This is a genomic window from Nocardia sp. NPDC049190 (assembly GCF_040648115.1).
Lineage (GTDB): Bacteria > Actinomycetota > Actinomycetes > Mycobacteriales > Mycobacteriaceae > Nocardia.
Map to the genome: position 1 here is coordinate 64,286 of NZ_JBEZDE010000020.1, position 26,810 is coordinate 91,095.

At 68.3% G+C, this 26,810-nt stretch carries 28 protein-coding genes and 1 pseudogene; 23 read left to right on the top strand and 6 right to left on the bottom strand.

Going from position 1 to position 26,810, the window contains the following annotated elements; all coding sequences use genetic code 11:
* Positions 1-56: 56 nt before the first annotated feature.
* The 9 genes from AB0B25_RS18690 to hisH all read left to right on the top strand — a co-directional run bounded on the left by AB0B25_RS18690 (position 57) and on the right by hisH (position 10,233).
* Complete coding sequence (locus tag AB0B25_RS18690) at positions 57-521, top strand: MarR family winged helix-turn-helix transcriptional regulator (RefSeq protein ID WP_357180749.1); 465 nt, start codon at positions 57-59, stop codon at positions 519-521.
* A gap of 981 nt (positions 522-1,502) precedes the next feature.
* The gene (locus tag AB0B25_RS18695) at positions 1,503-1,667 is read left to right on the top strand and encodes a hypothetical protein (RefSeq protein ID WP_357180751.1); all 165 of its coding nucleotides are present in this window, start codon (positions 1,503-1,505) and stop codon (positions 1,665-1,667) included.
* Between the two features lie 42 nt (positions 1,668-1,709).
* Complete coding sequence (locus AB0B25_RS18700; protein ID WP_357180753.1) at positions 1,710-2,576, top strand: arylamine N-acetyltransferase; 867 nt, start codon at positions 1,710-1,712, stop codon at positions 2,574-2,576.
* 54 nt (positions 2,577-2,630) lie between these two features.
* Positions 2,631-4,382 (top strand): penicillin-binding transpeptidase domain-containing protein, encoded by a 1,752-nt coding sequence (locus tag AB0B25_RS18705; RefSeq protein WP_357180755.1) that lies wholly within the window; start codon positions 2,631-2,633, stop codon positions 4,380-4,382.
* A gap of 98 nt (positions 4,383-4,480) precedes the next feature.
* Positions 4,481-6,118 carry a serine/threonine-protein kinase gene (locus AB0B25_RS18710; RefSeq protein WP_357180758.1) on the top strand — a complete coding sequence of 546 codons (1,638 nt, stop codon included), beginning with the start codon at positions 4,481-4,483 and terminating at the stop codon, positions 6,116-6,118.
* Between the two features lie 283 nt (positions 6,119-6,401).
* Complete coding sequence (gene hisD / locus AB0B25_RS18715) at positions 6,402-7,739, top strand: histidinol dehydrogenase (RefSeq protein ID WP_357180760.1); 1,338 nt, start codon at positions 6,402-6,404, stop codon at positions 7,737-7,739.
* On the top strand, positions 7,736-8,869 hold the full coding sequence (locus AB0B25_RS18720) for a histidinol-phosphate transaminase (protein ID WP_357180763.1): 1,134 nt from the start codon (positions 7,736-7,738) through the stop codon (positions 8,867-8,869). The genes hisD and AB0B25_RS18720 overlap by 4 nt, the downstream gene beginning before the upstream one ends.
* A gap of 46 nt (positions 8,870-8,915) precedes the next feature.
* Positions 8,916-9,530 carry an imidazoleglycerol-phosphate dehydratase HisB gene (hisB, locus tag AB0B25_RS18725; protein WP_357180766.1) on the top strand — a complete coding sequence of 205 codons (615 nt, stop codon included), beginning with the start codon at positions 8,916-8,918 and terminating at the stop codon, positions 9,528-9,530.
* Positions 9,531-9,597: 67 nt separating this feature from the next.
* Complete coding sequence (gene hisH, locus AB0B25_RS18730; protein WP_357180769.1) at positions 9,598-10,233, top strand: imidazole glycerol phosphate synthase subunit HisH; 636 nt, start codon at positions 9,598-9,600, stop codon at positions 10,231-10,233.
* 45 nt (positions 10,234-10,278) lie between these two features.
* Here the strand turns inward: hisH and AB0B25_RS18735 are convergent, their stop codons facing one another.
* Together AB0B25_RS18735 and AB0B25_RS18740 are read right to left on the bottom strand one after the other, a co-directional pair.
* Positions 10,279-10,740 carry a hypothetical protein gene (locus tag AB0B25_RS18735; protein ID WP_357180772.1) on the bottom strand — a complete coding sequence of 154 codons (462 nt, stop codon included), beginning with the start codon at positions 10,738-10,740 and terminating at the stop codon, positions 10,279-10,281.
* A gap of 183 nt (positions 10,741-10,923) precedes the next feature.
* On the bottom strand, positions 10,924-11,445 hold the full coding sequence (locus AB0B25_RS18740; RefSeq protein ID WP_357180775.1) for a nuclear transport factor 2 family protein: 522 nt from the start codon (positions 11,443-11,445) through the stop codon (positions 10,924-10,926).
* Between the two features lie 97 nt (positions 11,446-11,542).
* Here AB0B25_RS18740 and AB0B25_RS18745 point away from each other — a divergent pair, with 97 nt between their 5' ends.
* The 5 genes from AB0B25_RS18745 to hisI all read left to right on the top strand — a co-directional run bounded on the left by AB0B25_RS18745 (position 11,543) and on the right by hisI (position 14,836).
* Complete coding sequence (locus AB0B25_RS18745) at positions 11,543-12,007, top strand: MarR family winged helix-turn-helix transcriptional regulator (RefSeq protein WP_357180777.1); 465 nt, start codon at positions 11,543-11,545, stop codon at positions 12,005-12,007.
* Positions 12,008-12,070: 63 nt separating this feature from the next.
* Positions 12,071-12,802 carry a bifunctional 1-(5-phosphoribosyl)-5-((5-phosphoribosylamino)methylideneamino)imidazole-4-carboxamide isomerase/phosphoribosylanthranilate isomerase PriA gene (priA, locus tag AB0B25_RS18750; protein ID WP_357180780.1) on the top strand — a complete coding sequence of 244 codons (732 nt, stop codon included), beginning with the start codon at positions 12,071-12,073 and terminating at the stop codon, positions 12,800-12,802.
* Complete coding sequence (locus AB0B25_RS18755) at positions 12,799-13,614, top strand: inositol monophosphatase (protein WP_357180783.1); 816 nt, start codon at positions 12,799-12,801, stop codon at positions 13,612-13,614. Before priA ends, AB0B25_RS18755 begins: the two co-directional genes overlap by 4 nt.
* Positions 13,615-13,618: 4 nt before the next feature.
* Positions 13,619-14,392 carry an imidazole glycerol phosphate synthase subunit HisF gene (hisF, locus tag AB0B25_RS18760; protein WP_357180785.1) on the top strand — a complete coding sequence of 258 codons (774 nt, stop codon included), beginning with the start codon at positions 13,619-13,621 and terminating at the stop codon, positions 14,390-14,392.
* An 84-nt stretch (positions 14,393-14,476) separates the two neighbouring features.
* Positions 14,477-14,836 carry a phosphoribosyl-AMP cyclohydrolase gene (hisI, locus tag AB0B25_RS18765; protein WP_357180788.1) on the top strand — a complete coding sequence of 120 codons (360 nt, stop codon included), beginning with the start codon at positions 14,477-14,479 and terminating at the stop codon, positions 14,834-14,836.
* On the opposite strand, the gene AB0B25_RS18770 is transcribed toward hisI, so the two are convergent.
* The 4 genes from AB0B25_RS18770 to AB0B25_RS18785 form a co-directional block, all read right to left on the bottom strand.
* Complete coding sequence (locus tag AB0B25_RS18770; RefSeq protein WP_357180791.1) at positions 14,831-15,346, bottom strand: MarR family transcriptional regulator; 516 nt, start codon at positions 15,344-15,346, stop codon at positions 14,831-14,833. The two genes, hisI and AB0B25_RS18770, sit on opposite strands and share 6 nt — an antisense overlap.
* 145 nt (positions 15,347-15,491) lie before the next feature.
* The gene (locus tag AB0B25_RS18775; RefSeq protein ID WP_357180794.1) at positions 15,492-16,070 is read right to left on the bottom strand and encodes a permease; all 579 of its coding nucleotides are present in this window, start codon (positions 16,068-16,070) and stop codon (positions 15,492-15,494) included.
* A gap of 67 nt (positions 16,071-16,137) precedes the next feature.
* A complete protein-coding gene (locus AB0B25_RS18780) occupies positions 16,138-16,593 on the bottom strand; it encodes a peroxiredoxin (RefSeq protein WP_357180797.1) in 456 nt (151 codons plus the stop codon).
* 174 nt (positions 16,594-16,767) lie between these two features.
* Positions 16,768-17,001, bottom strand: coding sequence for a hypothetical protein (locus AB0B25_RS18785; RefSeq protein WP_357180800.1), 234 nt, complete (start codon positions 16,999-17,001; stop codon positions 16,768-16,770).
* 274 nt (positions 17,002-17,275) lie between these two features.
* Between AB0B25_RS18785 and AB0B25_RS18790 the strand changes: the two genes are divergently transcribed.
* From AB0B25_RS18790 to AB0B25_RS18830, 9 genes and pseudogenes are all read left to right on the top strand, one after another.
* Positions 17,276-18,835: an anthranilate synthase component I gene (locus AB0B25_RS18790; protein WP_357180803.1), complete on the top strand. Its 1,560-nt coding sequence runs from the start codon at positions 17,276-17,278 to the stop codon at positions 18,833-18,835.
* The gene (locus AB0B25_RS18795) at positions 18,832-19,638 is read left to right on the top strand and encodes a TIGR02234 family membrane protein (protein ID WP_357180806.1); all 807 of its coding nucleotides are present in this window, start codon (positions 18,832-18,834) and stop codon (positions 19,636-19,638) included. The genes AB0B25_RS18790 and AB0B25_RS18795 overlap by 4 nt, the downstream gene beginning before the upstream one ends.
* Positions 19,639-19,821: 183 nt before the next feature.
* On the top strand, positions 19,822-20,640 hold the full coding sequence (gene trpC, locus AB0B25_RS18800) for an indole-3-glycerol phosphate synthase TrpC (protein ID WP_357180809.1): 819 nt from the start codon (positions 19,822-19,824) through the stop codon (positions 20,638-20,640).
* Positions 20,637-21,905: a tryptophan synthase subunit beta gene (trpB, locus tag AB0B25_RS18805; RefSeq protein ID WP_357180912.1), complete on the top strand. Its 1,269-nt coding sequence runs from the start codon at positions 20,637-20,639 to the stop codon at positions 21,903-21,905. Before trpC ends, trpB begins: the two co-directional genes overlap by 4 nt.
* 46 nt (positions 21,906-21,951) lie before the next feature.
* Complete coding sequence (trpA, locus tag AB0B25_RS18810) at positions 21,952-22,752, top strand: tryptophan synthase subunit alpha (RefSeq protein WP_357180811.1); 801 nt, start codon at positions 21,952-21,954, stop codon at positions 22,750-22,752.
* Positions 22,753-23,023: 271 nt separating this feature from the next.
* A pseudogene (lgt, locus tag AB0B25_RS18815) lies at positions 23,024-23,890 on the top strand (prolipoprotein diacylglyceryl transferase); the annotation flags it as partial.
* Positions 23,891-24,522: 632 nt separating this feature from the next.
* Positions 24,523-25,125 carry an NINE protein gene (locus tag AB0B25_RS18820; RefSeq protein WP_357180814.1) on the top strand — a complete coding sequence of 201 codons (603 nt, stop codon included), beginning with the start codon at positions 24,523-24,525 and terminating at the stop codon, positions 25,123-25,125.
* 178 nt (positions 25,126-25,303) lie between these two features.
* Entirely contained in the window at positions 25,304-26,056 is a 753-nt protein-coding gene (locus AB0B25_RS18825) for a transporter substrate-binding domain-containing protein (RefSeq protein WP_357180817.1), read from the top strand.
* Between the two features lie 11 nt (positions 26,057-26,067).
* The gene (locus tag AB0B25_RS18830; RefSeq protein ID WP_357180820.1) at positions 26,068-26,736 is read left to right on the top strand and encodes an amino acid ABC transporter permease; all 669 of its coding nucleotides are present in this window, start codon (positions 26,068-26,070) and stop codon (positions 26,734-26,736) included.
* Positions 26,737-26,810: the final 74 nt, after the last annotated feature.

Consider the following 26,810-nt stretch of genomic DNA (forward strand, 5'->3'; position numbering starts at 1 on the left):
ACGTAAGGTGACCTGACTATAATTGTCAAGCGACCTGATAAGATGGCCTGACGAACGTGAGGTGGGAGGCCGGAGTGGTCGAGCGGATATTCGGTCAACGGCAGCGCCCGCTCCCTGCCCTGCTCGATCAGGTGAAGGTCATGACCCTGACCGAGTTGCATCGCCGGCTGGCCGAGGAGGGCTTTTCCGCGATACAACCCCGGCATGGCGTCGTCTTCCGGTTCATCGACGACGCCGGCGCCCGGCTCACCGACCTCGCGGAGCGGTCCGGGATCACCAAGCAGTCGGTCGGTGAAGCGGTCGCCGAACTCGAAGAGCTGGGCTTCGTCGAACGCGCGGCCGATGCGGTGGACCGGCGGGTGAAAATCATCCGCCTGACCACGCAGGGGCGTGCGGCACGCGCGGCCTCGGAGCGAATCCTCGCCGAGATCGACGCCCGGCGAGCGCGCCTCGTCGGGCCCGAAAACCTTGCGGCCCTGCGGCATACCCTGGAACGGATCATCACGGCGGAACACGGCTGATCTGCCGCTCCCGATAGCAAGAGGGGCCGGCCGGCGGCCTCGACTTCGGCCGGTCGCGACGTAGGGCGAGCGACCGCACACGTCACCAGGCGTGCGAACGTTCCGGCAGGAACTTCACCCGAAATCGGCGGACGATACCAGCCGCTGAGTGGGCAACGTCCATCGAACACCCGTTCGTCACGATCCGCGAAAGTCGAGTCGGTGATCCGGATCCCGACCGGGTCCCGGATCGGTGACCAATCGCTGAAACGCCATGCCGAAGGGCGAACGTTCGGGACGGTCGCCCATGACATCATGCGAGCATGAGGCGCGGATATCCGGTACTGGCCGTGTGCGGTGCACTTGTGCTCCTATTCGCGTCGACAAGCGTTGTCGCGCCGATGGTTTGGGCGCAGCAGTAGGGGTGTGCGATCCGGGTGACGGTGCGACCGGTGACAGTGCCAGTCGACGGCGAGGACGCGACCGGCCGGGTCTATGAGCCCTACCGCTGCGCCGAGGGCGACCTGACTCCACAGGGGCTCGTGGTCGCCGTGCACGGGCACGACGGGTCGTCCGCGGACTTCGCCGACTACCTCACATCGATCTCGCGACGGACCGGAACTCCGATCCTGGCGATGGACCTGCGTTCGACGACCAGTGTCTGGCGTACCGGCCAGTGGAACCTGACAGCAGGCTCGCGCGACATCGTCGTCGCGACTCGGTGGTACAAGGACACCCACCGCGACATCACTCGCACCGTGCTGTGGGGCTGGAGTCAGGGCGGTATCACCAGCGGCCTCGCCGCGGCGCACGGCCCACGTGGACTGTTCGACTATTGGGTCGACAACTACGGTCCCGCAGACGATTTCACGATGTGGCTGGGTGCCGCGATAGTCGATCCCGCGTTGCCCCGCCCAGATCGAGCGCGACGCGGGCGGCTGCTCGCCCGCTGTCTGTCCGCAGGCGTACGCGCAGCGTTCTCCTGCGCTGCTGGCGAACCGGATGGACGTGCGCCGAACCGTCCTCGTACACGGCACCGGCGACGACGTGGTGCCGTACGCGACCAGCGTGCAGATGCGCGCCGGACTGGCCGCTGCGGGCAAGCCCACCTCGATGTACACCGTTGTCACCGGTCGTGACCTGAGCGGGAACCCGACCGCGTCGTGACGCGGTTGCCCGAAGCGAGACCGGCAACGAAGTGAGGGGACGATGAGCAAGCCGACGGATCCGGCGTACCACTGGAACGGCACGGATCTCGACCTGGACGACTACCTGGCTCGGATCGGATTCGACGGCGGCCGGGTACCCTCCGTGGCCATCCTGCGGGCGTTGGTGCGTGCGCACACCACCTCGATCCCGTTCGAGAATCTGGAGATCATTCTCGGTCGGTCGATCGACCTGGACCTGGCGACATTGCAGGACAAGATGGTTCGGCGGCGCCGTGGCGGCTACTGCTACGAGAACGTCGAGCTGTTCGCGGCGGCGCTGGAGCGGATCGGTTTCGGTGTCACCGGTCTCAGCGGCCGGGTGAGTATGGGCGCGGGCGCCGGGTTGCGACCCGCCACGCACGCCTTGCTCCGTGTGACGACCGCCGACGACGACCGGGTCTGGCTGTGTGACGTGGGGTTCGGCGCCGGCCCGCTGGAGCCGTACGAACTGTCCGCGACGACCGGCGAGTTCGCGGCCGGTGCGTGGAAGTTCCGATTGGACAACACGGTTGGCGAACTGGACAGTGACCTGTGGGTGCTGCACCAGTTCGGTAGCGCGGGCTGGATCGACCGCTACACCTTCACCCTGAACCCGCAGTACCGCATCGACTACGCCGTCGGCAGCCACTTCGTGTCCACCTCGCCCCGCTCGCCGTTCACGACACGTCCGTACGCGCAGCGTTTCCGCCCGGATGTGCACTACGTGCTGGATGGCACCACTCTCACCGCCGAACGCCCGGACGGCACCGGCGATTCACGCCACCTGGATCCGGCCGACCTGCCCCAGATCCTCGCCGAAGTTTTCGACATCGAACTCGCCCCGCCGGACGCGGCGGCATGGGTGGCGACGCCGTGGCCGCGGACCTGACACCGTGGCCCGACCTACCCGGGTCGGTCGTAGCGGCCGGATAGGGTCGACGGTGTGCGTACCTACCGGAAGTACCTCGTCCTGTTCGCCGCACCAGCGCTCGTCCTGGCCGCCTGCTCGTCCGGACCGGAGCAGCCGGACACCGTGGCCGGAGAGTTCGTCGACGCGCTGAACCGTGACGACATCGCCGCGGCCGCCCAGCTCACCGACAATCCGACCCTGGCTGCCGAGACGCTCGGCAAGCTCTACGACGGGCTCGGCAAGGTTGTGCATTTCGAGGTCCGCTCGATCGATGAGAACGGTTTCGCACTGGCCGCGACCTGGAAATTGGGTACCAGCGGCAGGTCGGAGTGGGCCTACACCACCAACGGCGCCGCCAGCGACACCGGCGCGGGGTGGAAGGTGAAATGGGATCCGGCCACCGTCGCCCCCGGGCTGGCCACGGGGCCGTTGAGCTACAGCCTGAACTATCCGAAACCGGCCCGTGTTCTCGATTCCGGCGGTGGTGAGTTGATGACCGAGCAGGTCGTCACACTGGTGAATGTCGCACCCGATGCGGACCTTGCCGCGGTGGCGAAGCTGCTCGGCCCGCTCGCCCCGGACATCACCGTGCGATCGGTGCAAGCGGAGTTGGCTGCCGCGCAGGGGCAACCGATCACCGCGATCACCCTGCGTGACACCGACATCGCGCCGATCCGGGACCGGCTCGCCGCGGTGCCCGGGGTCACCCTCGCCCCACAGACCCGGCTACTGGCCACGGACAAGGCGCTCGCCTCCCCGACCCTGTCCGGGCTGGCCGAACTATGGCAGAAGTCCGCGGAGGCGAACGCGGGCTGGGCGGTGCGGGCCCAGACGCCGGACGGCACTCAGCGCGTCGCGGGTACCGATCCGACGCCGACCGCCGACATCGCGACCACCCTCGACGTCGGCCTGCAGCGCGCGGCGGAGGCCGCGCTCGCGCCGATCGACCAGCCCGCCGCGATCGTTGCCCTGCGGCCGTCCACCGGTGGCGTGGTCGCGGTGGCGCAGAACACTGCCGCCGACGCGCAGGGCCCGATCGCGCTGACCGGCCTGTACCCGCCGGGCTCGACCTTCAAGACGGTCACCGTTTCGGCCGCGCTACAGGCGGGCACGGTCACTCCCGATACCGTGCTGCCTTGTCCGGGAACCGCGAATATCGAGGGCCGCCGCATTCCCAACGACAACAATTTCGATCTGGGCGAGGTCGCGCTGCATACCGCGTTCGCACGTTCCTGCAACACCACGATGGGCGCGCTCGCGGTGCGACTGCCCGCCGACGCGCTGACGAAAGCGGCGGCGCAACTCGGACTCGGGATCGACTACGTCACACCGGGCCTGACCACCGTCACTGGGAAGGTTCCGCCCGCCGACACGTCCGCCCTGCGGGTGGAATCCGCGATCGGTCAAGGGCAGGTGACAGCATCTCCCTTCGGGATGGCGCTGGTCGCGGCGGCCATCGCCCACGGCGCGGTGCCGGCGCCTACCCTCGTCGCCGGTCAGTCCGGTACCCCGGACCAGACCCCGGCCGCACTCCCGCCCACCGTCGCCGACCAGCTGAAATCCATGATGCGCGAGACGATTACGGGCGGCACCGCCACCCAGCTGAGCGATATTCCCGGTCTGCTCGGCAAAACCGGAACCGCGGAATACATCGACGACACCCACGCGCACGGCTGGTTCGTCGGCATCGACGGTGACCTGGCATTTGCCGTGTTCGTCAGCGATGCGAGCAGTTCGGGTCCCGCGGTGGACGCGGCGGGCCGGATGCTGCGGGCCGCACGATAGGTCCGTTCCGGGCGATTCGGGCGCAGAACAAGCCCGGCTGGCGCGTGCGGTATTCCAGAGCCCGCTACACTCATTCCCGGACCGCGTGAGTAATCAATATGCGGGATGTCACGATTTCGAGAAGGTTCGGAGTAGGCGCCATCGATACCGGTCAGTTGATCGCGGAGCATTACCGCCTGGTCGAGCGGATTGGTAGCGGCGGCACGGGCGTGGTTTGGCGTGCCGTCGACGAACGCCTCCAGCGCTCCGTTGCCGTCAAGCAGATCCATATCCAGCCGAGCTTGCCGGAGGCCGAGCGGGACGTGGTGCGCCAGCGCGCGATCCGGGAGGCACGCAACGCCGCCCGCTTCCAGCATCCGAACGCGATCGTCGTGTTCGATATCACCGAGCACGAAGGCGACCCGTGCCTGGTGATGGAGTACCTGAAGTCCAAGAGCCTCGCCGCGGTGATCGCGGCGCAGGGCACTCTGCCGTTGACTCAGGTCGCACGCATCGGCGAGCAGGTCGCCTCGGCGCTGATCGTCGCGCACCAGGCGGGCATCGTGCACCGCGACGTGAAGCCGGGCAACATTCTGCTCGACGACCACGGCACCGTGAAGATCACCGACTTCGGCATCTCCCGCGCGACCGGCGATGTCACGCTCACCGAGACCGGGTTGATCTGCGGCACCGCCGCCTATCTCGCCCCGGAGATGGCCCGTGGTTCCGATCCCAGCCCCGCGTCCGATGTATTCGCGCTGGGCGCCACGCTGTTCCACGCGCTCGAGGGCGAACCGCCCTATGGCGCAGGGTCCAATCCGCTCGCCGTGCTCTATGCCGCTGCCAACGGCCAGTTGAGCGAGCCGCGCAACGCCGGTCCCGCAACGGATTTCCTGCTCGACCTCCTGAGTCCCGAGCCGTCCGAGCGCCCGAGCATGCGGGTGGCGCGTGAGCAGCTCGCCGCGTTCGCCGATGCCGGCCCGGCGCCGGTGGCCGCCGGGTTCGTCCCGGCCAGTGAGGCCTTCGCCCGGCCGAGGGCGGGTGAGCCCGAATCGGCGACTCGCGCGCTGCGACCGTCGGCGATGGCCTCGGCGGCGTACAACCCGACCGAGCGACAGCCGCGTCCGCGTCCACGACCCGCACCGGCACGACCCGTCGCTCAGTCGGACACCGAGACGCATCCACGCACCATGGCACATCCGCGCCCGGTGCCCGAACAACGGTCGGGGGGCATGCGGCGTGGGGTGCTGATCGGCGTGCTGGTCGGCGCGGTCGCGGTCGGCGGGGTCATCGTGGTGAACATGATGAGCTCATCGGGCTCGAGCAGCAACGCATCCCAGGGTGGTTCCTCGTCGGTGACCGCATCGGCGTACCCCGGCGGCAACACGCCGTCATCGGTCCCCTCGGTGGGGGAGACGAAGAGCGTGGGCCGGGCCGACCAGCGACAATCCATTGATCAAGTGGTGGACTTCTACAACAACCTCACCTATCTGCGACTCGTCTCCGCATGGAAACAGCTGACTCCAGCGGCACAGCAGGTCTACGGCAGCCAGCAAGCCTTCCAGGATTACTGGACGCAGAATCAGGTCACGGGCTTCAACACTGTCGATTCCTCCGGCGACCCCACGGGCAACGCGGACGGTTCGGTGGACATCAATGTGGCCAGCGTGACCTCGGCGGGCCAGAACAAGTCGGTGACGCTTCGGTTGATCAACCCCGGCAGCGGGTCTCCGCTGATCGACAGCGACACCCGGTGACGCTACTTCCGATGCGACAGCCGCGAGCGTGGCCGGCGGGCACCCGAACGCGGCACCTCTGCGGCCGATAGCCCGCTGTGAGCCGTCCCGCACACTCTGCGCAATATCGCCGCATAATTCCCTCCGACAATGACTGCCGTCAGCGGGTAATGACTGCCGTCAGCGGGCTCACCTGCGCTCGGTGCCGCAGCGGCTGTGGAAGAACCGCGTCCGGCGGCGTCCATTAGGCTGGTAGCGGCAACTTTCCTGTTGCGGATCTTCTGGAGACAAGGATCGAATCCACATGACAACCCGCATCGAGCTCGCCCGCGTCGATCTGCGCGGTCGTACTCCCTCCGTTGCCGAGCTGCGCGCCGCGCTGCCGCGCGGGGGAGTCGACGTCGACTCGGTGCTGCATCAGGTGCGGCCGGTGGTCGAGGCGATCCGCGATCGCGGCGTGTCCGCGGCGTTGGAGTTCAGCGAACGCTTCGACGGCGTGATCCCCGCGACTGTGCGGGTGCCCGCCGCCGAGCTGGAAGCAGCGCTGGACCAGCTGGATCCCTCGGTCCGCGCGGCACTGGAGGAGTCCATCGCCAGGGCACGCACGGTGCACGCCGATCAGCGGCGCCCCGACAAGACCACGGAGGTGGTGCCGGGCGGTACCGTCACCGAACGGTGGGTGCCCGTCGAGCGGGTCGGCCTGTATGTGCCCGGCGGGAATGCCGTCTACCCGTCCAGCGTCGTGATGAATGTGGTGCCCGCGCAGACCGCGGGCGTCGGCTCGCTGGTGGTGGCCTCGCCGCCGCAGGCGCAGTTCGGCGGGCTGCCGCACCCCACCGTTCTGGCCGCGGCGCACCTGCTCGGCGTCGAGGAGGTGTGGGCGGTCGGGGGCGCCCAGGCCGTCGCGCTGCTGTCGTATGGCGGCCTCGACACCGATGGCGTCACGCTGGAGCCGGTCGACCTGATCACCGGCCCCGGCAACATCTTCGTCACCGCGGCCAAGCGGCTGTGCCGCGGCCTGGTCGGTATCGACGCCGAAGCGGGCCCGACCGAAATCGCGATCCTCGCCGATGCCACGGCGGATCCGGCACACGTCGCCGCCGATCTGATCAGCCAGGCCGAGCACGACGTGCTGGCCGCCAGCGTCCTGGTCACCGACAGCCCGCAGTTGGCCGACGCGGTGGACGCGGCGCTCAATACCCAGCTCACCGTGGTCAAGCACGCGCACCGGGTGAGTGAGGCGCTGCATGGCAAGCAGTCCGGGACCGTCCTCGTCGACGACATCGACCAGGGTCTGCGTGTGGTGAACGCCTACGCCGCCGAGCACCTGGAGATCCAGACCTCCGACGCGTCCGCGGTCGCCGCCCGCGTCCGTAGTGCGGGGGCGGTGTTCGTCGGGGCGTACGCGCCGGTCAGCCTCGGCGACTACTGCGCGGGCTCCAACCACGTCCTGCCCACGGCAGGCTGCGCACGCCACTCGTCGGGCCTGAGCGTGCAGACCTTCCTGCGCGGCATTCACGTGGTGGAATACACCGAGGCGGCGCTGAAGGACGTCGCCGGCCACGTGGTCACGCTGGCGAACGCCGAGGACCTGCCCGCGCATGGTCAGGCCGTGCAGGCGCGTTTCGAGGCGTTGTCATGACCCGTGCGGTGAGCGCGCCCGGCGCGAACGTGAGCCTGGACGATCTACCGCTGCGGGACAGTCTGCGCGGCAAGAAGCCCTATGGCGCACCGCAATTGACCGTCCCCGTGCAGCTCAACACGAACGAGAACCCGCACCCGCCGAGCGCGGCGCTGATCGACGACGTGGCCGAGTCGATCCGCGTCGCGGCCGCCGATCTGCATCGCTATCCGGACCGGGACGCGGTGGGTCTGCGTTCCGACCTGGCCGCGTACCTGACCGGACAGACCGGCGTCGCGGTGACCACCGACAACGTCTGGGCGGCAAACGGATCCAACGAGATCCTGCAGCAACTGCTGCAGGCATTCGGGGGAACCGGCCGCAGTGCACTGGGTTTCGTGCCCTCGTACTCGATGCACCCGATCATCTCCACGAGCATCGACACCGAGTGGATCGAAGCCCTGCGCAACGACGACTTCTCCCTCGATATCGACTACGCGCTGGCGGTGATCGCCGAGCGATCCCCGGATGTGGTGTTCGTCACCAGCCCGAACAACCCCACCGGGCACAGCATTCCGCAGGAGGACTTGGCCCGCGTCCTCGCGGCCGCACCCGGCATCGTGGTGGTCGACGAGGCGTACGGCGAGTTCTCGGCGCAGCCGAGTGCCATCGGGCTGATCGACCGGTTCCCGACCAAGCTCGTCGTGACCAGAACGATGAGCAAGGCGTTCGCGTTCGCGGGCGGGCGCCTCGGCTACCTGGTCGCCGCGCCTGCGGTGATCGACGCGATGCTGCTGGTACGGCTGCCCTACCATCTGTCGGTGGTCACTCAGGCCGCCGCGCGCGCGGCCTTGCGACACGCCGAGGAGACCCTCGGCAGTGTCGCCGAACTGGCCACGCAGCGCGACCGGGTCGCGGCGGCGTTGCGGAACATGGGGTTCGACGTGATTCCCAGCACCGCCAACTTCCTGCTGTTCGGCCGCTTCGCCGACGCGGGCCGCACCTGGCAGCGGTATCTGGACCGCGGCGTGTTGATCCGTGACGTCGGTATCCCCGGCTACCTCCGGACCACCATCGGCCTGGCCGCCGAGAACGATGAACTGCTGAAGGTCAGCGGCGCGTTGGTCGGCACCGACCTCGCGCCGCGATGACCCTTGCTTCGGTACGCCTTCGGCGACAACGTGATTGGGAGTGAGCATGACTAGGACCGCCCGGGTGGAGCGGGTCACCAAGGAATCCGGCATCGTCGTCGAACTGGATCTGGACGGCACCGGCCGGACCGAGATCTCCACCGGCGTCCCGTTCTACGATCACATGCTGACGGCGCTCGGCGCGCACGCCGGCTTCGATCTGACCGTGCGCGCCGAGGGCGACATCGAGATCGAGGCGCACCACACGGTGGAGGACACCGCGATCGTATTCGGTCAGGCCCTCGGGCAAGCGCTCGGCGACAAGGCGGGCATCCGCCGGTTCGGTGACGCGTACATCCCGATGGACGAGACGTTGGCGCACGCCGCGGTCGACCTGTCCGGTCGCCCGTACTGCGTGCACACCGGCGAGCCGGAGCATCTGCTGCATGCCGTAATTCCGGGGTCCGGTCCCGGCGCACCGTATTCCACCGTGTTGAACCGGCACGTGTTCGAGTCGATCGCACTGAACGCGCGCATCGCCCTGCATGTGCGGGTGCTCTACGGCCGCGACCAGCACCATGTCACCGAGGCCGAATTCAAGGCGGTCGCACGGGCATTGCGCGCCGCGGTGGAACTGGACGCGAGGGTCAGCGGAGTTCCGTCGACGAAGGGAACGCTGTGAACGAGCGAACCATCGACGCGGCCACCAGTGCGGTCGGGTGGGCGCGCGGCGTCGACGAGGTGCGGGGATGAGCCCGAAATCGGTCGCCTTGCTCGACTACGGCTCCGGCAATCTGCACTCGGCAGAACGGGCGCTGGCCCGTGCGGGCGCACAGGTCGAGGTGACCGCCGACCCGCAGGTCGCGCTGGGCGCCGATGGTCTGGTCGTGCCCGGCGTCGGCGCCTTCGCCGCCTGTATGGCGGGGCTGCGGGCAGTGCGGGGGGAGCGGATGATCGGCCAGCGGCTGGCCGGTGGTCGTCCCGTGCTCGGTATCTGCGTCGGAATGCAGATCCTCTTCGAGCGCGGTGTCGAGTTCGGTGTGGAAACCGACGGCTGCGCCGAATGGCCGGGCACCGTCGAGCGCCTGTCCGCTCCGGTGTTGCCGCATATGGGTTGGAATACCGTCGCTGCCCCGGCCGACAGCGTCCTGTTCGCGGGCCTCGATATCGACACCCGGTTCTACTTCGTGCACTCCTATGCGGCCCAGACGTGGGATCTACCGCACAGTGAGCATTTCGCTCCGCCGAAGCTGACCTGGGCCGAGCACGGTGTGCCGTTCCTCGCGGCGGTGGAGAACGGAGCGTTGTCGGCGACGCAGTTCCACCCGGAGAAGTCCGGTGACGCGGGCGCCCACCTGCTGCGCAACTGGGTGCGATCGCTGTAACCCGGGTGATCCCGCGCGCGTCCGGCGCGCGGGATTCCGGCGTCCTCAGTGCGACTGCACCTTGCTGACCAACCAACGTCCGTCCACATTGTCCACGGTGACAGTCATCGATACGCGGCCCGTCTCGGGCAGACCTTCGGTTTCGTCGCTCGTCACCGTCCGCACCACGTCGACGGTCACCTCGGCCCGGTTGTCGTCGCCGGAGACGATGCGGCAGTCCGCCGAGTTCGCCTCGGCCCGCGCGTGCACGGCCTCGGCGCTTGTCTGGATATTGGTCCGGAAGTTCTGGAACTCGGTCCGGAAGTCGCCGGTGCTCAGTTCGAGCATTCTGCGGGCGTGGTCATCGAACCGCGCGTAGTCGTATGTCGCTGCCGCGGTGCCGAATTCGCATCCGGCCAGGCGTGCCTCTTCGGGCGGCGCCGCGACAGCAGCGGGTGCGGTAGCGAGTGCCGCGGCGCAGGTGGCTGCCGAAATCATCAGTGTGGCAAAGAAAGTCGATCGTGACATGCACATCCTCAATGCGAGGTGGAGATGGCGACCGGGGGTGATCGCCGAGCCGAGACATTACCGGCCGGGCCACCCGATCCGCGGTGGTCGTACCTCAGCTGTGCGGTATCCGTCGGCCGTCGACGATGGGGACGGCCGGTGGCCGTGCCGACTGCTCTCGCGCACGTACGCTCGCCGTGCGAGTCACGGCCGGGTGCCGGTGGACCAGAGTGGAGTGGTCTGCACCCGGGACAGTCGCCAGCCCTGCGCGGTGCGGACCGCGTCGAAACGGTAGATCTCGCCAAGGGTGAACTGCGGCGCTGCGATCGCCCCGGCCGGCGCCGCAGGAGCGAAGGTGGCAACGAGATTGGCCCGAACGTCCGCGGCATCGCCACGGATGTCGACCATCACATTGCTGATCAAGTGCTGAATCCGCTGGTCGGCGGAATGGTTCCGGCGAGCCTGCGTGATCAGTGCGTCGCGGCCCTCGGCAATGCCGCCGGGCGTCTGTGCGGTCGCGTCAGCGGTGTAGATCGCACGGAGTTCGTCGAAGCGGCCCTCGTCGAGGGCGCGACCGAGTCGGTCGATCAGCGCGGTGATCTGGTGATGGTCGAGCGCCTCGCGCAGCTCGCCGGCGGAGTCGTGTTGTCCGGCAGGGGTGCATGCGGTGCCGAGGACGGCCAGCGGAAGGGTCCACAGCGACAGGGCGCGGCGAAACGTGTTCATCGGTACTGCCTTTCGACCCAAACATTGGGGTTTCCAATGTTGGTGTTCCCAACATATCAGAGGTGGGTGTCACCAACAAGCGGGTAGATTGGCCGGAATGGAGATCGCACACGAGCACGCCCCCAGCAGGCTGCGGGCGCTGCCGACCCGGCTGGTCAACCAAGTTGCGCTCGTGGCGAATCGGGCGACCGAGCGGGCGCTGGAGTCCACCGGCTCCCGCCGCCACCACTACGCACTGCTTGCCACGCTGGGCGAGTTCGGTGCGTCCAGCCAGGCCGATCTGGGCAGACGTACCCACATCGACCGCAGCGACATCGTCGCCGCGGTGAACGACCTCGCCGACCGTGGTTTCGTCGACCGCCGTCCCGACCCGGTCGACCGCCGCCGCAACGTCGTCGCTCTCACCGCCGCCGGCACCCGCCATCTCGACGATCTGGATGCGCGTCTGGCCGGCGCCCAGGACGAGTTGCTGGCCGGATTCTCCAGCACGGATCGCCGTACGCTGGTCACATTGCTGACCCGCATCCTGGACACCCACGCCGGCGCGCCGTCTGACCGGTGATCGAGGTCCCATCAGCGCAAGCCCGAGGCTCGAACGCAGGTGGCCAACCACTACGCTGCTCTCGTGAGTCTTGTGCTGCTACCGGCTGTCGATGTTGCCAATGGAGAGGCCGTGCGCCTCGTGCAAGGGGAGGCCGGTAGCGAAACCAGCTACGGCTCGCCCCGAGAGGCGGCGCTGGCCTGGCAGGAAGCAGGCGCCGAGTGGGTGCATCTGGTCGATCTGGACGCGGCCTTCGGACGCGGCTCGAATCGGGAACTGCTCGCCGACGTCGTGGGCGAACTCGACGTCAAAGTGGAACTGTCCGGCGGGATCCGCGACGACGCGAGCCTGGCGGCGGCACTGGCCACCGGCTGCGCCCGGGTGAACCTCGGTACCGCCGCGCTGGAGGACCCGGTCTGGTGCGCCACGGCGATCGCACGCCACGGTGAGCGCATCGCCGTCGGCCTGGATGTGCGCGTGATCGACGGCGAACACCGCTTGCGCGGTCGTGGCTGGGTCAGTGACGGCGGCGACCTGTGGGAGGTGCTCGAACGCCTCGAGCGGGACGGCTGCTCGCGCTACGTCGTCACCGACGTGACCAAAGACGGCACGCTCACCGGTCCCAACCTGGACTTGCTGCGCGAGGTCTGCGGGGCCACCGACGCGCCCGTGATCGCCTCCGGCGGCGTCTCCACCATCGAAGACTTGGTCGCGATCGCCGGGTTGGTGCCGGAGGGGGTCGAGGGCTCGATCGTCGGCAAGGCGCTCTACGCGGGCCGGTTCACACTGCCCGAGGCGCTGGCCGCGGTGAGATGAGCCGCGATCTGTCGACACTGTTCGCCGTGGCGAGCGAGATCTTGGATTCGGTGAGCCCGCGGTTCGTCGAGGGGGTCGGCGCGCCGAGCGCGGTCACCAAGGGGCGCAACGATTTCGCTACCGAGCTCGACCTGGAGCTGGAGCGGACCGTATCCGGTGAACTGGAGCGACGCACCGGGATCGAGGTGCACGGCGAGGAGTTCGGCGGTCCGCAACTCGGCTCGGGCACCGCCTGGGTGCTCGACCCGATCGACGGCACGTTCAACTACTCGTCGGGACACCCGCTCTCGGGCATGCTGCTCGCGCTGGTACGCGACGGCGAACCGGTGCTCGGCCTGACCTGGTTGCCGCTGCTGGGCCGCCGCTACGCGGCCATGGCCGGAGGCCCGGTGCTGGTGAACGGCGCGGCACAGCCGCCGCTGCCCCGCGGCAAGCTGGCCGAGGCGATGATCGGTTTCGGTGCCTTCAACGTGGATTCGCACGGCCGCATCCCCGGACAGTTCCGCTTCGACCTGCTCGGTCCGCTGAGCAGGCTGTCCTCGCGAGTGCGCATGCACGGCTCCACCGGTATCGACCTGGCGTTCACCGCCTCCGGCGTGCTCGGCGGCGCGATCGTCTTCGGGCACCATCCGTGGGACAACGCGGCCGGTGTCGCGTTGGTGCGCGCCGCGGGCGGCGTGGTCACCGACCTGGCGGGCGCGCCGTGGACCATCACCTCCGGTTCGGTGCTCGCGGCGGCGCCCGGAGTGCATGAAGAACTGCTCGACATGATCTGCACGGTCGCCGACCCGACGACCACGGCGGAAGGGTGAGGCAATGACGTTGGCGGTACGTGTGATTCCGTGTCTGGACGTCGACGCGGGCCGAGTGGTCAAGGGCGTGCGGTTCGACAACCTGCGCGACGCGGGTGATCCCGTCGAGCTGGCGGCTCGCTACGACGCGCAGGGCGCCGACGAGCTGACCTTCCTCGACGTCACCGCCTCCACCGGCGACCGCGGCACCATGATCGACGTGGTGACCCGCACCGCGGAGCAGATATTCATTCCGCTCACCGTCGGCGGCGGTGTGCGCACCGTCGATGACGTGGACCGGTTGCTGCGCGCGGGCGCCGACAAGGTATCGGTGAACACCGCCGCGATCGCGCGACCCGAGGTATTGCGCGAAATGTCCGAGCGATTCGGCTCGCAGTGCATCGTGCTGTCGGTGGACGCGCGCACCGTGCCGGCCGGTCGGCCGGAGACTGCTTCCGGCTGGGAGGTGACCACGCACGGCGGCAAGCGCGGCACCGGGATCGACGCGGTCGAATGGGCAGTACGCGGCGCCGAACTCGGTGTCGGTGAGATCCTGCTCAACTCGATGGACGCGGATGGCACCAAAGCTGGTTTCGACCTGCCGATGATCGGTGCGGTCCGGGCGGCGGTCACGGTGCCGGTGATCGCCAGCGGGGGAGCAGGCGCGGTCGAGGACTTCGCTCCGGCCGTGCACGCCGGCGCCGATGCGGTGCTCGCTGCCAGCGTGTTCCATTTCGGCGACCTGACCATCGGTCAGGTCAAGGATTCGATGCGGGCGGAGCAGATCATTGTGCGGTAGCAGCGGCGAGCTTCAGCGGTCGCGCACGATCTGCGCGAGAACCTCTGGGCGGGTGGTGCATCGCGCGCCTGTTATAACGGTCTCATGAGTCTCGATCCCGCCATCGCGGCCCGCCTGAAACGCAACGACGCCGGGTTGGTGTCCGCCGTCGCGCAGGAACGCGCCACCGGTGACGTCTTGATGGTCGCGTGGATGGACGACGAAGCGCTGGCACGGACGCTGCAGACGCGCAAGGCGACCTACTACTCGCGCTCGCGGCGCCAGTACTGGGTCAAAGGAGAGACTTCCGGTCACACTCAGCATGTGCACGAAGTGCGGCTCGACTGTGACGGCGACACGATCCTGCTCGTCGTCGATCAGCAGGGCGCTGCCTGCCACACCGGCACGCACACATGCTTCGACGCGGATGTGCTGCTCGCCGCGCAGCCCGGAACAGACCTATGAGCCGGGTGTGTGGTCGTCGGCTGGCGTCGACGCGGCGAGCCCGCCGGATTCGGATCGGCTCAGCGCGTCGGTGAGGTGCTCGGCCAGCCGTTCGCCGAGTTCGGCCAGCTGGGCCTTCTGTCCGTCGTCCAAGCCGTCGAACGCGAACTGTCGAATGGTGTCCAGGTATCCCGGCGCGGCCTCGACCACTTTCCGGTAGCCGCTGTCGGTGAGCACGGCCTGGACGCCGCGTCGACCGGCGGTCGCCGACCGTTGCGCCCAGCCCATCCGCTCCAGCTTGGACACCACATGGGACAGTCGCGATAGCGATGCGTTTGCCTTGTGTGCAAGATCACTCATCTGCAGTCGGTGTCCCGGTTCTTCGGACAGCAGCGTCAGTACCCAGTACTCGAAGTGCGTCACTCCGGAATCACGCTGCAGCTGGGTGTCCAGAGCTCCGGGTAGGCGGGTGATCAACGCGACGATTGCGCGCCAAGCTCGCTGTTCGACGGGGTCGAGCCACTTCGTCACTGGGTGCCTTCTTTCAAGCCAAGTGACGCGTCGTTGGTGGGAAGCCTAGTGATTATTGAGAAGTATGTTCACAGTCACTCGCATCTTCGAGTTTGCCATGACTTCGCTCGGGTCGTCACAAAGATGTCGAGGGACGTGAGTTCGCTCACAGGCCGTCGGGGTGGGCGGAGTTCGGGCTCGCCGTGGGACCCGGCTGATCGGCCGACTCCTTCGGGTGTGTGCGCCGCCACCTGCGCAGCATCATCAAGCCGACGACCGCCACGAGGGCCAGTATCGCCACGATCGCGCCGACCAGGGAGGCGCCCCGGAACGCGGGGGCGTCCACGTCCAGGATTCGCTCGCCCGCGTGCGCGGCATTGCCGTTGCCCAGCACGATGGTCAAGGTCATCAGGTTGGGGATCGCGACAAGGATCGCGATGACGGCAGCGGCGCCCGCCAAGAATCTGCCCGCTCTGCGGCGCCAGACCAGCACGGCGAACAGCAGGAGGAAAAGTGGTACGGCGGTACACAATACGCCGTAGGTCAGCCCCAAGCCGATGCCCTTGGCGAAGCTGCCGCCCACCATCTCCGCAATCCGCTGCGCCCACCAGCGCGGGATGAATGCGGACAGGATGAAATAAGCGATGACAAGGACCGCGAGGACTGCGAGTCCAGCGATGATCCGCGTGCGCCAGACGGCCACCGTGGATTTCTGTCCGCCCGGCTGAACCTCGGTCGAAGTCATGAACTCAGCGTAAGCCGGGTTACCGGCGCGACCCCGACTTCGCGAACGCGGCGAGTCGTACGGCGCCCTACCTGGTGCGCAGGAACTCCAAGGCTTCGTCGGCGTGCACGGCGGCGCGCAGTTCGCCGCTGATGATCTTGCGGATCCTACGATCGGTGTCGATGACGAACGTCTTCCGCTTCACCGGCGCCAGTGCGCCGAGCAGTCCGCGTTTGACGCCGACCTGCGCCGCGACAGCGCCGTCGGCATCGGAGAGCAGTGGGTAGCCGAGCCGCTGCTTGTCGGCGAACCCGGCCTGGGTGTCGACCCGGTCGGTGCTGATGCCCACGCACGTGGCGCCGACGGCGGCGAATTCGGCCGCCAGGTCGCGGAAGTGACACGCTTCGGCCGTGCACACCGGGCTATTGGCCGCTGGGTAGAAGAACAGGACCACTACGCCGTCCCCGAGCAGTGTGTCGAGCGAGCGGGTGGCGCCGGATTGATCGGGAAGCTCGAAGTCGGGTGCGAGCTGTCCTGGCTGCATGAGGGGGGACATTACCGGGCAGGTGCGCAGTGCGGTATTCGCCTGGGCCGCGCCGGTCTGGATCGTGTCGATTCCTATTGCTCGTGCCCGCCGACCTGGCGCCTGCGAGGCGATCGCCGGCGTCGGTGGCCGGGCACGAGCCGAGGGGTGCGCGGCGCGAGCGCCGCAGTGCGGCTATGCGCCGATGAGTGCGGCCACCTCGGGGTTCTTGATCGCCATCACGTCGAGGATGCCGTGCGCGCGCAGGAACGGCTTCAGTTGCTTGATGCGGTCGCGATACGTGGCGTACTCGTCCGGGAATCGGTTCTTGTCCAGGGACTCGAGTGCTTTGACATAGGTGACGAAGGACGCGAGGGCGTTGATGGAACCGGCGCCGTGCTGATGGCCGGTCGGATTCGGACGTGCCATCTGCCGAGCGTGGGTCGGCGGAACGCCGTGACCCGGGACGTGCCGAGTGCCCCCGGGCGCTGCCGGTTGCGAGGGGTACATCAGTAGTTTCCTCTCGGGGGTGGATACCGCGTGCGACGTGGAACGCAGCGAGTGTAGTGACGGCGGACACAGGTGATGCAGCCGCGTAGGAACCGGTCGGTCGACTCTCTGATTTGTCGTGCGTACCAACCGTTCTGTCGCGGTCGCCGACACCGCTGGCCGGCGTGTCGACCCGGCCTGGGATGATGAGGACATGCCAGGCGCGTCCACTCCCACCACCACGACCCGCGAACAGTTCCATCAGCTGGCCGCGGAGCACCGGGTAGTCCCGGTGATCCGAAAGGTACTGGCGGACTCCGAAACCCCGCTGTCGACCTACCGCAAGCTGGCCGACGACCGGGCCGGAACCTTCCTGTTCGAGTCCGCGGAGAACGGACGGTCCTGGTCGCGCTGGTCGTTCATCGGGGCAGGCAGCCCGTCGGCGCTGACCGTCGTCGACGGCGAGGCCGCCTGGCTCGGCGCCATTCCGGTCGACGCGCCCTCCGGTGGCGATCCACTGCTCGCGTTGCGCGAGACGCTGGAACTGCTGCGGACCGAGCGGCTGCCCGGACTGCCGCCGCTGACCGGCGGCATGGTCGGATATCTCGGCTACGACGCGGTGCGCCGGATAGAACGGTTGCCCAACCTGGCGGTGGACGACCTGCACCTACCGGAGATGGTGCTGCTGCTGGCCACCGATTTGGCCGCTTTCGACCACCACGAGGGCGCCATCACGCTGATCGCCAACGCGGTGAACTGGAATGGCACCGCCGAGCGGGTCGACGAGGCCTACGACGACGCGGTGGCCCGGTTGGACCGGATGACGGCGGCGCTGGGCGCGCCCGCCGATTCCACGGTGTCGGTGTTCGATCGGCCCGAGCCGCGGTACCGGCGCCGACGGACCACCGAGGAGTTCGGCGCCGGGGTGCGTCGCCTGGTCAAGGAGATCGAGGCGGGCGAGGCGTTCCAGGTGGTGCTGTCGCAGCGCTTCGAGATGGACTACGACGGCGCGCCGGTGGATTTGTACCGGATGTTGCGCGCGTCGAACCCGAGTCCGTACATGTACCTGTTGCACGTGCCGGATGGTGACGGCGGCACCGCGTTCTCCATCGTCGGCTCCAGCCCGGAATCGCTGGTGACGGTGAAAGACGGTGTCGCGACGACCCATCCGATCGCGGGCACCCGATGGCGCGGCGCCACCGAGGAGGACGACCTGCTGCTGGAGAAGGGGTTGCTCGCGGACGAGAAGGAAAACGCCGAGCATCTCATGCTGGTCGATCTCGGCCGCAACGATCTGGGTCGGGTATGCCGGCCGGGCACCGTGCGGGTCACCGAGTATCGGCACATCGAGCGCTACAGTCACGTGATGCACCTGGTGTCGACCGTATCGGGCGAACTGGCACCCGGCCGGATCGCGTTGGACGCGGTGCGGGCCTGCTTTCCGGCGGGCACGCTGTCCGGCGCGCCCAAGGTGCGGGCGATGGAACTGATCGAGGAGCTGGAAACGACTCGGCGCGGTGTCTACGGCGGCGTCGTCGGCTACCTGGACTTCGCCGGCGACGCGGATACCGCGATCGCCATCCGCACCGCGCTGCTTAAGGACGGCACGGCCTACGTCCAGGCCGGCGCGGGCATCGTCGCTGATTCGGACCCGGACTACGAAGACGTGGAATCGCGGAACAAGGCGATGGCGGTGTTGAAAGCGATCGCGGCGGCCGAGACGGTTCGGGCCTACGGCGCGCAACCCCGTGCGGCGAACGGCGGATCTCGATGACCGAATCCACCGACGAGTCGGGTCCGGTTCGGGCGACCGAGGCGATCGGCGAAGCCGGGCGGGCAGCCATCCTGTCGTCGGCGGACGATTCCCGAGCGGCGACAGCCGCCCCGGGCGGACGCTCGCACCGTGAATACCCGGTCGGTCCCGTCGTATTGCTCGCCCTGTCCGCTGCCGCCCTCTGGGGTTCGGCTCGGATGACCTGGGTGACGGTCACCTCCTCCGACGGCCTCACCCAGCCGCGCACCGACCACCTGAACGGCGGCGTGTGGTTCGGCGCGCTGACTCCGTTGGCGCTGGTGCTGCTCGCCTCGATCGCGGCCGTGCTGGCCACCAAGGGGTGGTTGCGCCGGGTGGTCGGCGTACTCATCGCCTTGGTCGCCGCGGTGGCCGCGGTGCCGTCGTTCGCGCTGCTGACCGACTCCGGAGCAATCGCGGCGCGGGCCGCGAAACTCGCCGAACTCCCGGCAAGGGCACAGGTCGGTGCGGCGACCACGTCGGCGTTCCCGGCCGTGCTCGCGTTGCTCGGTGCGGTGGCCGCGTTCGCGGCGGGCGTGGTGTCGGCGCGCATGCCCGCCGAAGCGGCGCGGCTGTCCGGCAAGTACGACAACCCGGTGTTCCGGCGCGCCGCGGCCACCGCGCAGGTCAGGCAGCGCCGTGCGCCGGGTGCGGGCGACGAGCCGTCACCACAGCTGTCCGAGCGTGTGCTGTGGGACGCGCTGGACGCGGGCACCGATCCGACCGAGGAGTCCGCGCGGCCGGGCGATCCGGATCGTGGTGAGGTAGGCCGATATGGCGGGTGAGCGGTCCTCGCGCGGCGGCTGTGGCGGGTATTACCTTGTGCCGGATCCTTCCGCGTGGTCCAAGACAAACCCCGGCGCAAACGCGGCCGGTACGTCCATTTATTCTTTGACAGCATCGGTGAGACAGCGCCTGGGGGGATTCTCAGGTAGCAAGTCCGTCTCCCCAGAAAGGATTCGAGCCAGATGACGGTACTCGACTCGATTCTCGACGGGGTCCGCGCGGATGTGGCCGCTCGGGAAACCCTTCTCGACTTCCAGGCGGTCAAGGCCGCCGCCGCGGCGGCGGTCGCGCCGCTGGACGCCCGCGCCGCGCTCCTCGAAGACGGCATCGGCGTGATCGCCGAGGTCAAGCGTGCCAGTCCGTCCAAGGGTGATCTCGCGGACATCCCGGACCCGGCGAGCCTGGCCAAGGCCTACGAGGACGGCGGGGCCCGGATCATCAGTGTGCTCACCGAAGGCCGCCGCTTCAATGGATCGCTCGATGATCTGGACGCGGTCCGCGCCACGGTGAACATTCCGATCCTGCGCAAGGACTTCGTCGTCGGCCCGTATCAGATCCACGAGGCGCGTGCGCACGGCGCGGACGTCATCCTGCTGATCGTCGCGGCGCTGGAGCAGGATGTGCTGTCCGCGCTGATCGACCGCACCGAGTCGCTGGGCATGACCGCGCTGGTCGAGGTGCACACCGAGGAGGAGGCCGATCGCGCGCTCGAGGCCGGCGCCTCGGTGATCGGCGTGAACGCCCGCAACCTCAAGACGCTCGAGGTCGACCGGGACGTGTTCGCTCGTATCGCGCCCGGGTTGCCCACCGAAGTCATCCGGATCGCGGAGTCCGGCATCCGCGGCACCGCCGACCTGCTGGCTTACGCGGGCGCGGGCGCGGACGCTGTCCTCGTCGGCGAGGGCTTGGTGACCAGCGGCGATCCGCGCGCGGCGGTATCCGAGCTGGTGACCGCGGGCACCCATCCGTCTTGCCCGAAGCCGGCGCGGCGGGGCCGGTGAAGGCTGTGGCCACCCTTCCCCGAGCGAGCGAGGGCGTTGCCCAGCGCAGCGGCCATGAGCCGGATGCGGGCGGGCACTTCGGCGTCTACGGCGGCAGGCACGTCCCCGAGGCGCTGATGGCGGTGATCGAGGAGGTCACCGCCGAGTACGAGAAGTCCCGCCTCGACGACTCCTTCCTCAACGAACTCGACCGGTTGCAGCGCGACTACACCGGCCGTCCCTCGCCGGTGTTCGAGTGCCGACGCCTTGCCGAGCACGCGGGTGGCGCACGCATCCTGCTCAAGCGTGAGGACTTGAACCACACCGGTTCGCACAAGATCAACAATGTGCTCGGGCAAGCCCTGCTCGCCAAGCGAATGCGCAAGACCCGGGTGATCGCCGAGACCGGTGCGGGCCAGCACGGCGTGGCCACGGCGACCGCCTGCGCGTTGCTGGGTTTGGACTGCGTCGTCTACATGGGCGCTGTCGACACCGCACGCCAGGCGCTGAATGTCGCGCGCATGCGGCTGCTCGGCGCCGAGGTGATCTCGGTGACCACCGGCTCGCAGACCCTCAAGGACGCCATCAACGAGGCATTGCGCGACTGGGTGACCAATGCCGACAACACCTATTACTGTTTCGGCACCGCCGCGGGCCCGCACCCATTCCCCATGCTGGTGCGTGATTTCCAGCGGATCGTCGGCATGGAGGCCCGAGCCCAGGTGTTGGCATCGACCGGGCGGCTGCCCGACGCGGTCACCGCCTGTGTCGGCGGCGGTTCCAACGCCATCGGTATCTTCCACGCCTTCCTCGACGACCCTCAGGTCCGTCTGATCGGCTACGAGGCTGCCGGTGACGGCGTCGACACCGGGCGGCACGCCGCCACCTTCACCGGTGGCACGCCGGGCGCGTTCCAGGGCGCGTACTCCTACCTGCTGCAGGACGAGGACGGCCAGACCATCGAGTCGCACTCGATCTCGGCGGGCCTGGACTACCCGGGTGTCGGCCCCGAGCACGCGTACCTCAAGGACATCGGACGCGCCGAGTACCGGCCGATCACCGACAACGAGGCGATGGACGCGCTGTTGTTGCTCAGCCGCAGCGAGGGCATCATCCCGGCGATCGAGTCGGCGCACGCGGTGGCGGGCGCGCTGCGCCTCGGCAAGGAACTCGGCCCCGGCGCGATCATCCTGGTGAACCTGTCCGGCCGAGGCGACAAGGACATGGACACAGCAGCACGATGGTTCGGGCTGTTCGAAGATACCGAGCCGGAGGAAGCACAGTGAGCGAGCGAACCACGCCGACGGCGCCGAGCGCGGGCAAGGCCGAATCGTGAGTCAGCAGTCGCGTCTGGCCGACACCTTCGCGTCCTGCCGCGCCGACGGACGTGCCGCGCTGATCGGCTATCTGCCCGCGGGCTTCCCCGACCTGGCCGGTTCGATCGAGGTCGTGCGGGCGATGGTCGAATCCGGTTGCGACGTCGTCGAAGTCGGCGTCGCCTACTCCGACCCCGTGATGGACGGCCCGACCATCCAGGCCGCCGCCGAGCAGGCGCTGCGCGGTGGCGTCCGGGTACGTGACGTATTTTCCGTGGTCGAGGCCATCGCCGGCGCCGGAGGCAAAGCGGTGGTGATGAGCTACTGGAACCCGGTGCTCCAGTACGGCGTGGATCGATTCGCCCGGGATCTGGCTGCCGCGGGCGGCGCGGGAATCATCACCCCGAACCTGATCCCGGAGGAGGCCGACGACTGGTTCGTCGCCTCGGCCACCCACAATCTGGACCGCATCTTCCTGGTCGCGCCGTCGTCCACGGAGGAACGACTGGTGAAAACGCTCGAAGCCAGCAGCGGCTTCGTGTACGCGGCTTCGACGATGGGTGTGACCGGTGCCCGCGACGCGGTATCCTCGGCCGCGCCCACCCTCTGCGCGCGCATCCGCGCCCACTCCGACATCCCGATCGGTGTCGGGCTCGGCGTGCGATCGGGGGCGCAAGCCGCCGAGATCGCCTCGTACGCGGATGGAGTCATCGTCGGCTCGGCACTGGTGAGCGCCGTGGGTGAGGGGCTGGACGCGGTCCGCGCGCTCACCGCGGAACTGGCCCAGGGCGTGCGCTCGGCAACCGTCGCACCGTAGCCGACACGCGAGGCGATGAACCATATCGCCGTCGCCGTCGTATGACCGGTTGTGCCTCGAGCAGCAGCAGAAGCTCCCGCCGCGACCCTCGTCGTACTCTTCGCAGTGGCGTCCGTGGTCGCTCCCGCCACCAGCGATCAACGCGCCCGTGCCGCGCTCGGTGTCGCAGTGCTGAGCGTTGCCGCGGCAACCGCGGTGCGGTGGTCGCAGCGCGGTCGCGGATCTCCGCTACGGTGGCCCCGTGACCTTACGAGTCCTGGCAGACAGTGTCCTGGCCGACGGTAGCGTAAGCGGCGCCGTGCTGGCCTACATCCCCAGCCCCTCGCAGGGTGTCTGGCATCTCGGGCCGTTCCCGTTGCGGGCCTACGCCCTCTGCATCATCGTCGGCATCATCGTCGCGATCTGGTGGGGCGAGCGGCGCTGGCGTGAACGCGGCGGGAAGCCCGGCGCGATCCTGGATGTCGCGATGTTCGCGGTACCGTTCGGCCTTGTCGGCGGCCGGCTCTACCACGTGGCCACCGACTGGCAGAAGTACTTCGGCGCGAGCGGGCATCCGATCGACGCGCTGAAGATCTATCAGGGTGGGCTCGGCATCTGGGGTGCGGTGCTACTCGGCGGCGTCGGCGCGTGGATCGGCTGCCGAATGTACCGAATCCCGTTGCCCGCGTTGGGTGATGCGGTCGCGCCGCCGATTCTGCTCGCCCAGGCCATCGGCAGGCTCGGCAACTACTTCAACCAGGAGCTGTACGGCCGCGAAACCGACCTGCCGTGGGGGCTGCAGATCTTCCGCCGGGTCGACGCCGACGGTCGACTCGACCTGATGAACGGCGTCTCGACCGGCGTCGTCGACAAGATCGTGCACCCCACCTTCCTCTACGAACTGGTCTGGAACCTGCTCGTAGTCGCGCTTCTGGTATTCGTGGACAAGCGCTTCCAGATCGGGCACGGCCGGCTGTTCGCGCTGTACGTCGCCGGCTACTGCTTCGGGCGCTTCTTCGTCGAGCTGATGCGTGACGACGAGGCGACCAAGATCGCCGGTATCCGGATCAATTCCTTCACCTCCGCGGTGGTGTTCCTGGCCGCCATCGCCTACTTCGTTTTCGCGACGAAGGGTCGCGAGACCGCCGAGCAGTTGCAGCCGAGCGCGGGCCCGCGCCCGTGGCCATGGCAGATCGGTGCGCTGGGGGCCGCGGGCGCCGCGGCACCGCCGGAGGAGCCATCGTCGGGCACCGGCGTATCGGACGACGACGCGGGTGCCGCCGCGGTCGAGGACGATAGCGAATCCGAGACCGGGGCCGCCACGGCCGAGTCGAGCGAGCAGACCGATGGCGCGTCGACGGTGAGCGGATCCGCCGACACCGGGGTGGTCCAGTCCGGCGACGTCACCGACTCCGAGAAGTCCGTCGAATCCGTTGCAGGCAAGGCGGAGTCCGACGCGGCTGGGTCCGGCAAAGGCGCGTCCGACCGAGAAAAGTCCGGACATGCGGAGTCCGACAACGCGAATACGGACAACGGCTGATCTCGCGTGCGGTGCGAGCCGCGCGTCGGTGGGAACCAGCTGACACGCGGACCCGCCACCGCCGATGCCGAGATTTCGCTGTGGCAACGAACCTGAGATACGCCGCGATTACCCTTCGTGGCGGGTTGGCCGGCGGCGACAAACCGGTCGACCCGGCAACAATGACTCATGATCCGTCGCGAGCAGCAATTCGGCGGTTCATCAAGACCGGGGGCCGAGAAGAGGGTGCCCGCATTATGAGGAGGACATGAGTGACCGACCCTTACCAGCAGAACCCAGGAGCAGGTGGGCCGCAGTACGGCCCACCCGGTACGGGTCCGGATCTGAGCAAGCCGCAGGATACGCCGAGTCAGCCGCAGTACACCCCGCCGTCCGGCCCGGATGGCCCGCCGCAGTACAGCCCCTCGCCGGGTGCCCACGGCCAGCCGCAGTACACCCCGGCGCCGGGCCCGTACGGCCAGCCGCAGTACGGTCAGCCGCCCGGCCCCTACGGTCAGCCGCAATACGGTCAGCCGCCGGGCCCCTACGGTCAGCAGCCGGGTGGCTACCCGCCGGCGCCGTACTTCGGTGGTCCGCAGGGGTACAACCCGAATGACCCGGAAGCGCCATGGGGCCGCGATCCCTACGGTGTGCCACTGTCGGACAAGCAGAAGTTGATCGCGGGTCTGCTGCAGATCTTCCTCGGTGGTTTCGGCGTCGGCCGGTTCTACCTCGGCTACAACGGCCTCGGCGTCGCCCAGCTGTTGGTCACCATCGTGACCTGCGGTCTCGGCAGCATCTGGGGCCTGATCGACGGCATCATGATCCTCGTGGGGAAGGTGCCCGACAGCAACGGGCTCCCGCTGCGCGATTGATCACAGCGGCGGCGGGACGAACCGGAGGGCGGGCGCACGATGGGCCCGCCCTTTCTGATGCCAGCCGTGAGCCGACTCTGTACGCCCGATGAGAACCCTGTCCGCCCCACAGGTTCGGGCGTAGCATGAGCCGGATTTGCTTTGTGTGGAGTTCCACGCACCGAAGATAGGAATCCCTATGCGCCGCAAGCTGTTCGCTGTCGCAATGCTCGCCGTGGTCGCCGCCGGCGGACTCACCGGTTGCGCGGGCAGCGACCCGAACGTACTGAAGGTCGGCACCGAGGGAGTCTACGCACCTTTCACCTTTCAGGGCGCCGACGGCAAACTCAGCGGTTACGACGTCGACGTGGCCCAGGCGGTCGGGGACAGGCTCGGCAAGAAGGTCGAGTTCGTGCAGACGCCGTGGGAAGCCATCTTCGCCGGTCTGGAGTCCAAGCGTTTCGACCTGGTCGCCAACCAGGTGACGGTGAACGAGGAGCGCGCGGCCAAGTACGCGCTGTCCATGCCGTACACCACCTCGGCGGGCGTGATCGTCACTCGCGCCGACAACACCGCCATCTCCACCCTCGCCGATCTCAAAGGCAAGACCTGCGCGCAGGTGGCCGTCAGCAACTGGACCACGGTCTCCGCGGAAGCTGGCGCGAGGATCGAGGCCGTGGAGGGCTTCGTGCAGGCCATCCAGCTGCTCAAGGCCGGCCGCGTCGACGCCACCGTCAACGACAATCTCGTCGTCGCCGAATACACGAAGAAGACCGGCGACACCAGCGTGAAGATCGCGGGCAGGCCCGGAGCCGTGACCAGGCAGGCGTTCGTGGCTCGGAAGGGCGACGCGGTGGTCACCGAGGTGGACAAGGCCTTGGACCAGTTGCGTGCCGACGGCACCCTGGCGAAGATCTCCGAGAAGTATTTCGGTACCGACGTCAGCCAGTAGCGGACCCAGAGATGCACCCCACCACCAGAGATCTCATCTGGCACAACCTCTGGCCGATGCTGCAGGCCACCATCACCAAGACGATTCCGCTGACGGCGATCAGCTTCGCCATCGGCGTCGCGATCGCGCTGTTCGTCGCGCTCGCCAGGATGTCGCCGGTGTGGCCGCTGTCGGCGGCCGCCCGGTTCTATATCTCGATCATTCGTGGCACGCCGCTGCTGGTCCAGCTGTTCATCGTGTTCTATGCGTTGCCGCAGTTCCACATTGTGATCGATCCATTCCCCGCCGCGGTGATCGCGTTCAGCCTCAATGTCGGCGGCTACGCCGCCGAGGTGGTGCGTGCCGCCATTCTCAGCGTCGCGCGCGGGCAATGGGAGGCGGCCAAGGCGCTCGGGATGTCGTATCCGATGATGATGCGGTTGATCATCCTCCCGCAGGCATCGCGGATCGCGGTGCCGCCGCTGTCCAACACGCTCATCTCGTTGGTGAAAGAGACCTCGTTGGCCTCGACCATCCTGGTGACCGAGTTGTTGCGGGTCGCGCAGCTGGCGGCCGCGCCGACCTTCGATTTCTTCGCGCTCTACGGGGTCGCGGCGCTGTACTACTGGGTGATCTGCCTGATCCTCGGATTCGGACAGACCCGGCTGGAAACGCGCCTGGCCCGCCATGTCGCGCGTTGAGTGCCGGTTGCTGGCGTCCGCGGAACGTCCGGTACATAGATTTCATCGAGGTTTCACCCCGGCCAGGGCAGGAC

What these genes read in the sequence shown, in the direction of transcription:
- hisI (WP_357180788.1), top strand. Translation starts at nt 14,477, where the DNA reads ATGAGTCTCGATCCCGCCATCGCGGCCCGCCTGAAACGCAACGACGCC.
- AB0B25_RS18825 (WP_357180817.1), top strand. Translation starts at nt 25,304, where the DNA reads ATGCGCCGCAAGCTGTTCGCTGTCGCAATGCTCGCCGTGGTCGCCGCC.
- trpC (WP_357180809.1), top strand. Translation starts at nt 19,822, where the DNA reads ATGACGGTACTCGACTCGATTCTCGACGGGGTCCGCGCGGATGTGGCC.
- AB0B25_RS18790 (WP_357180803.1), top strand. Translation starts at nt 17,276, where the DNA reads ATGCCAGGCGCGTCCACTCCCACCACCACGACCCGCGAACAGTTCCAT.
- AB0B25_RS18755 (WP_357180783.1), top strand. Translation starts at nt 12,799, where the DNA reads ATGAGCCGCGATCTGTCGACACTGTTCGCCGTGGCGAGCGAGATCTTG.
- hisH (WP_357180769.1), top strand. Translation starts at nt 9,598, where the DNA reads ATGAGCCCGAAATCGGTCGCCTTGCTCGACTACGGCTCCGGCAATCTG.
- AB0B25_RS18700 (WP_357180753.1), top strand. Translation starts at nt 1,710, where the DNA reads ATGAGCAAGCCGACGGATCCGGCGTACCACTGGAACGGCACGGATCTC.
- AB0B25_RS18740 (WP_357180775.1), bottom strand. Translation starts at nt 11,445, where the DNA reads ATGAACACGTTTCGCCGCGCCCTGTCGCTGTGGACCCTTCCGCTGGCC.
- AB0B25_RS18795 (WP_357180806.1), top strand. Translation starts at nt 18,832, where the DNA reads ATGACCGAATCCACCGACGAGTCGGGTCCGGTTCGGGCGACCGAGGCG.
- AB0B25_RS18695 (WP_357180751.1), top strand. Translation starts at nt 1,503, where the DNA reads ATGGACGTGCGCCGAACCGTCCTCGTACACGGCACCGGCGACGACGTG.
- hisB (WP_357180766.1), top strand. Translation starts at nt 8,916, where the DNA reads ATGACTAGGACCGCCCGGGTGGAGCGGGTCACCAAGGAATCCGGCATC.
- AB0B25_RS18710 (WP_357180758.1), top strand. Translation starts at nt 4,481, where the DNA reads ATGCGGGATGTCACGATTTCGAGAAGGTTCGGAGTAGGCGCCATCGAT.
- AB0B25_RS18735 (WP_357180772.1), bottom strand. Translation starts at nt 10,740, where the DNA reads ATGTCACGATCGACTTTCTTTGCCACACTGATGATTTCGGCAGCCACC.
- AB0B25_RS18830 (WP_357180820.1), top strand. Translation starts at nt 26,068, where the DNA reads ATGCACCCCACCACCAGAGATCTCATCTGGCACAACCTCTGGCCGATG.
- AB0B25_RS18745 (WP_357180777.1), top strand. Translation starts at nt 11,543, where the DNA reads ATGGAGATCGCACACGAGCACGCCCCCAGCAGGCTGCGGGCGCTGCCG.
- AB0B25_RS18780 (WP_357180797.1), bottom strand. Translation starts at nt 16,593, where the DNA reads ATGCAGCCAGGACAGCTCGCACCCGACTTCGAGCTTCCCGATCAATCC.
- AB0B25_RS18720 (WP_357180763.1), top strand. Translation starts at nt 7,736, where the DNA reads ATGACCCGTGCGGTGAGCGCGCCCGGCGCGAACGTGAGCCTGGACGAT.
- hisD (WP_357180760.1), top strand. Translation starts at nt 6,402, where the DNA reads ATGACAACCCGCATCGAGCTCGCCCGCGTCGATCTGCGCGGTCGTACT.
- hisF (WP_357180785.1), top strand. Translation starts at nt 13,619, where the DNA reads ATGACGTTGGCGGTACGTGTGATTCCGTGTCTGGACGTCGACGCGGGC.
- AB0B25_RS18775 (WP_357180794.1), bottom strand. Translation starts at nt 16,070, where the DNA reads ATGACTTCGACCGAGGTTCAGCCGGGCGGACAGAAATCCACGGTGGCC.
- AB0B25_RS18785 (WP_357180800.1), bottom strand. Translation starts at nt 17,001, where the DNA reads ATGGCACGTCCGAATCCGACCGGCCATCAGCACGGCGCCGGTTCCATC.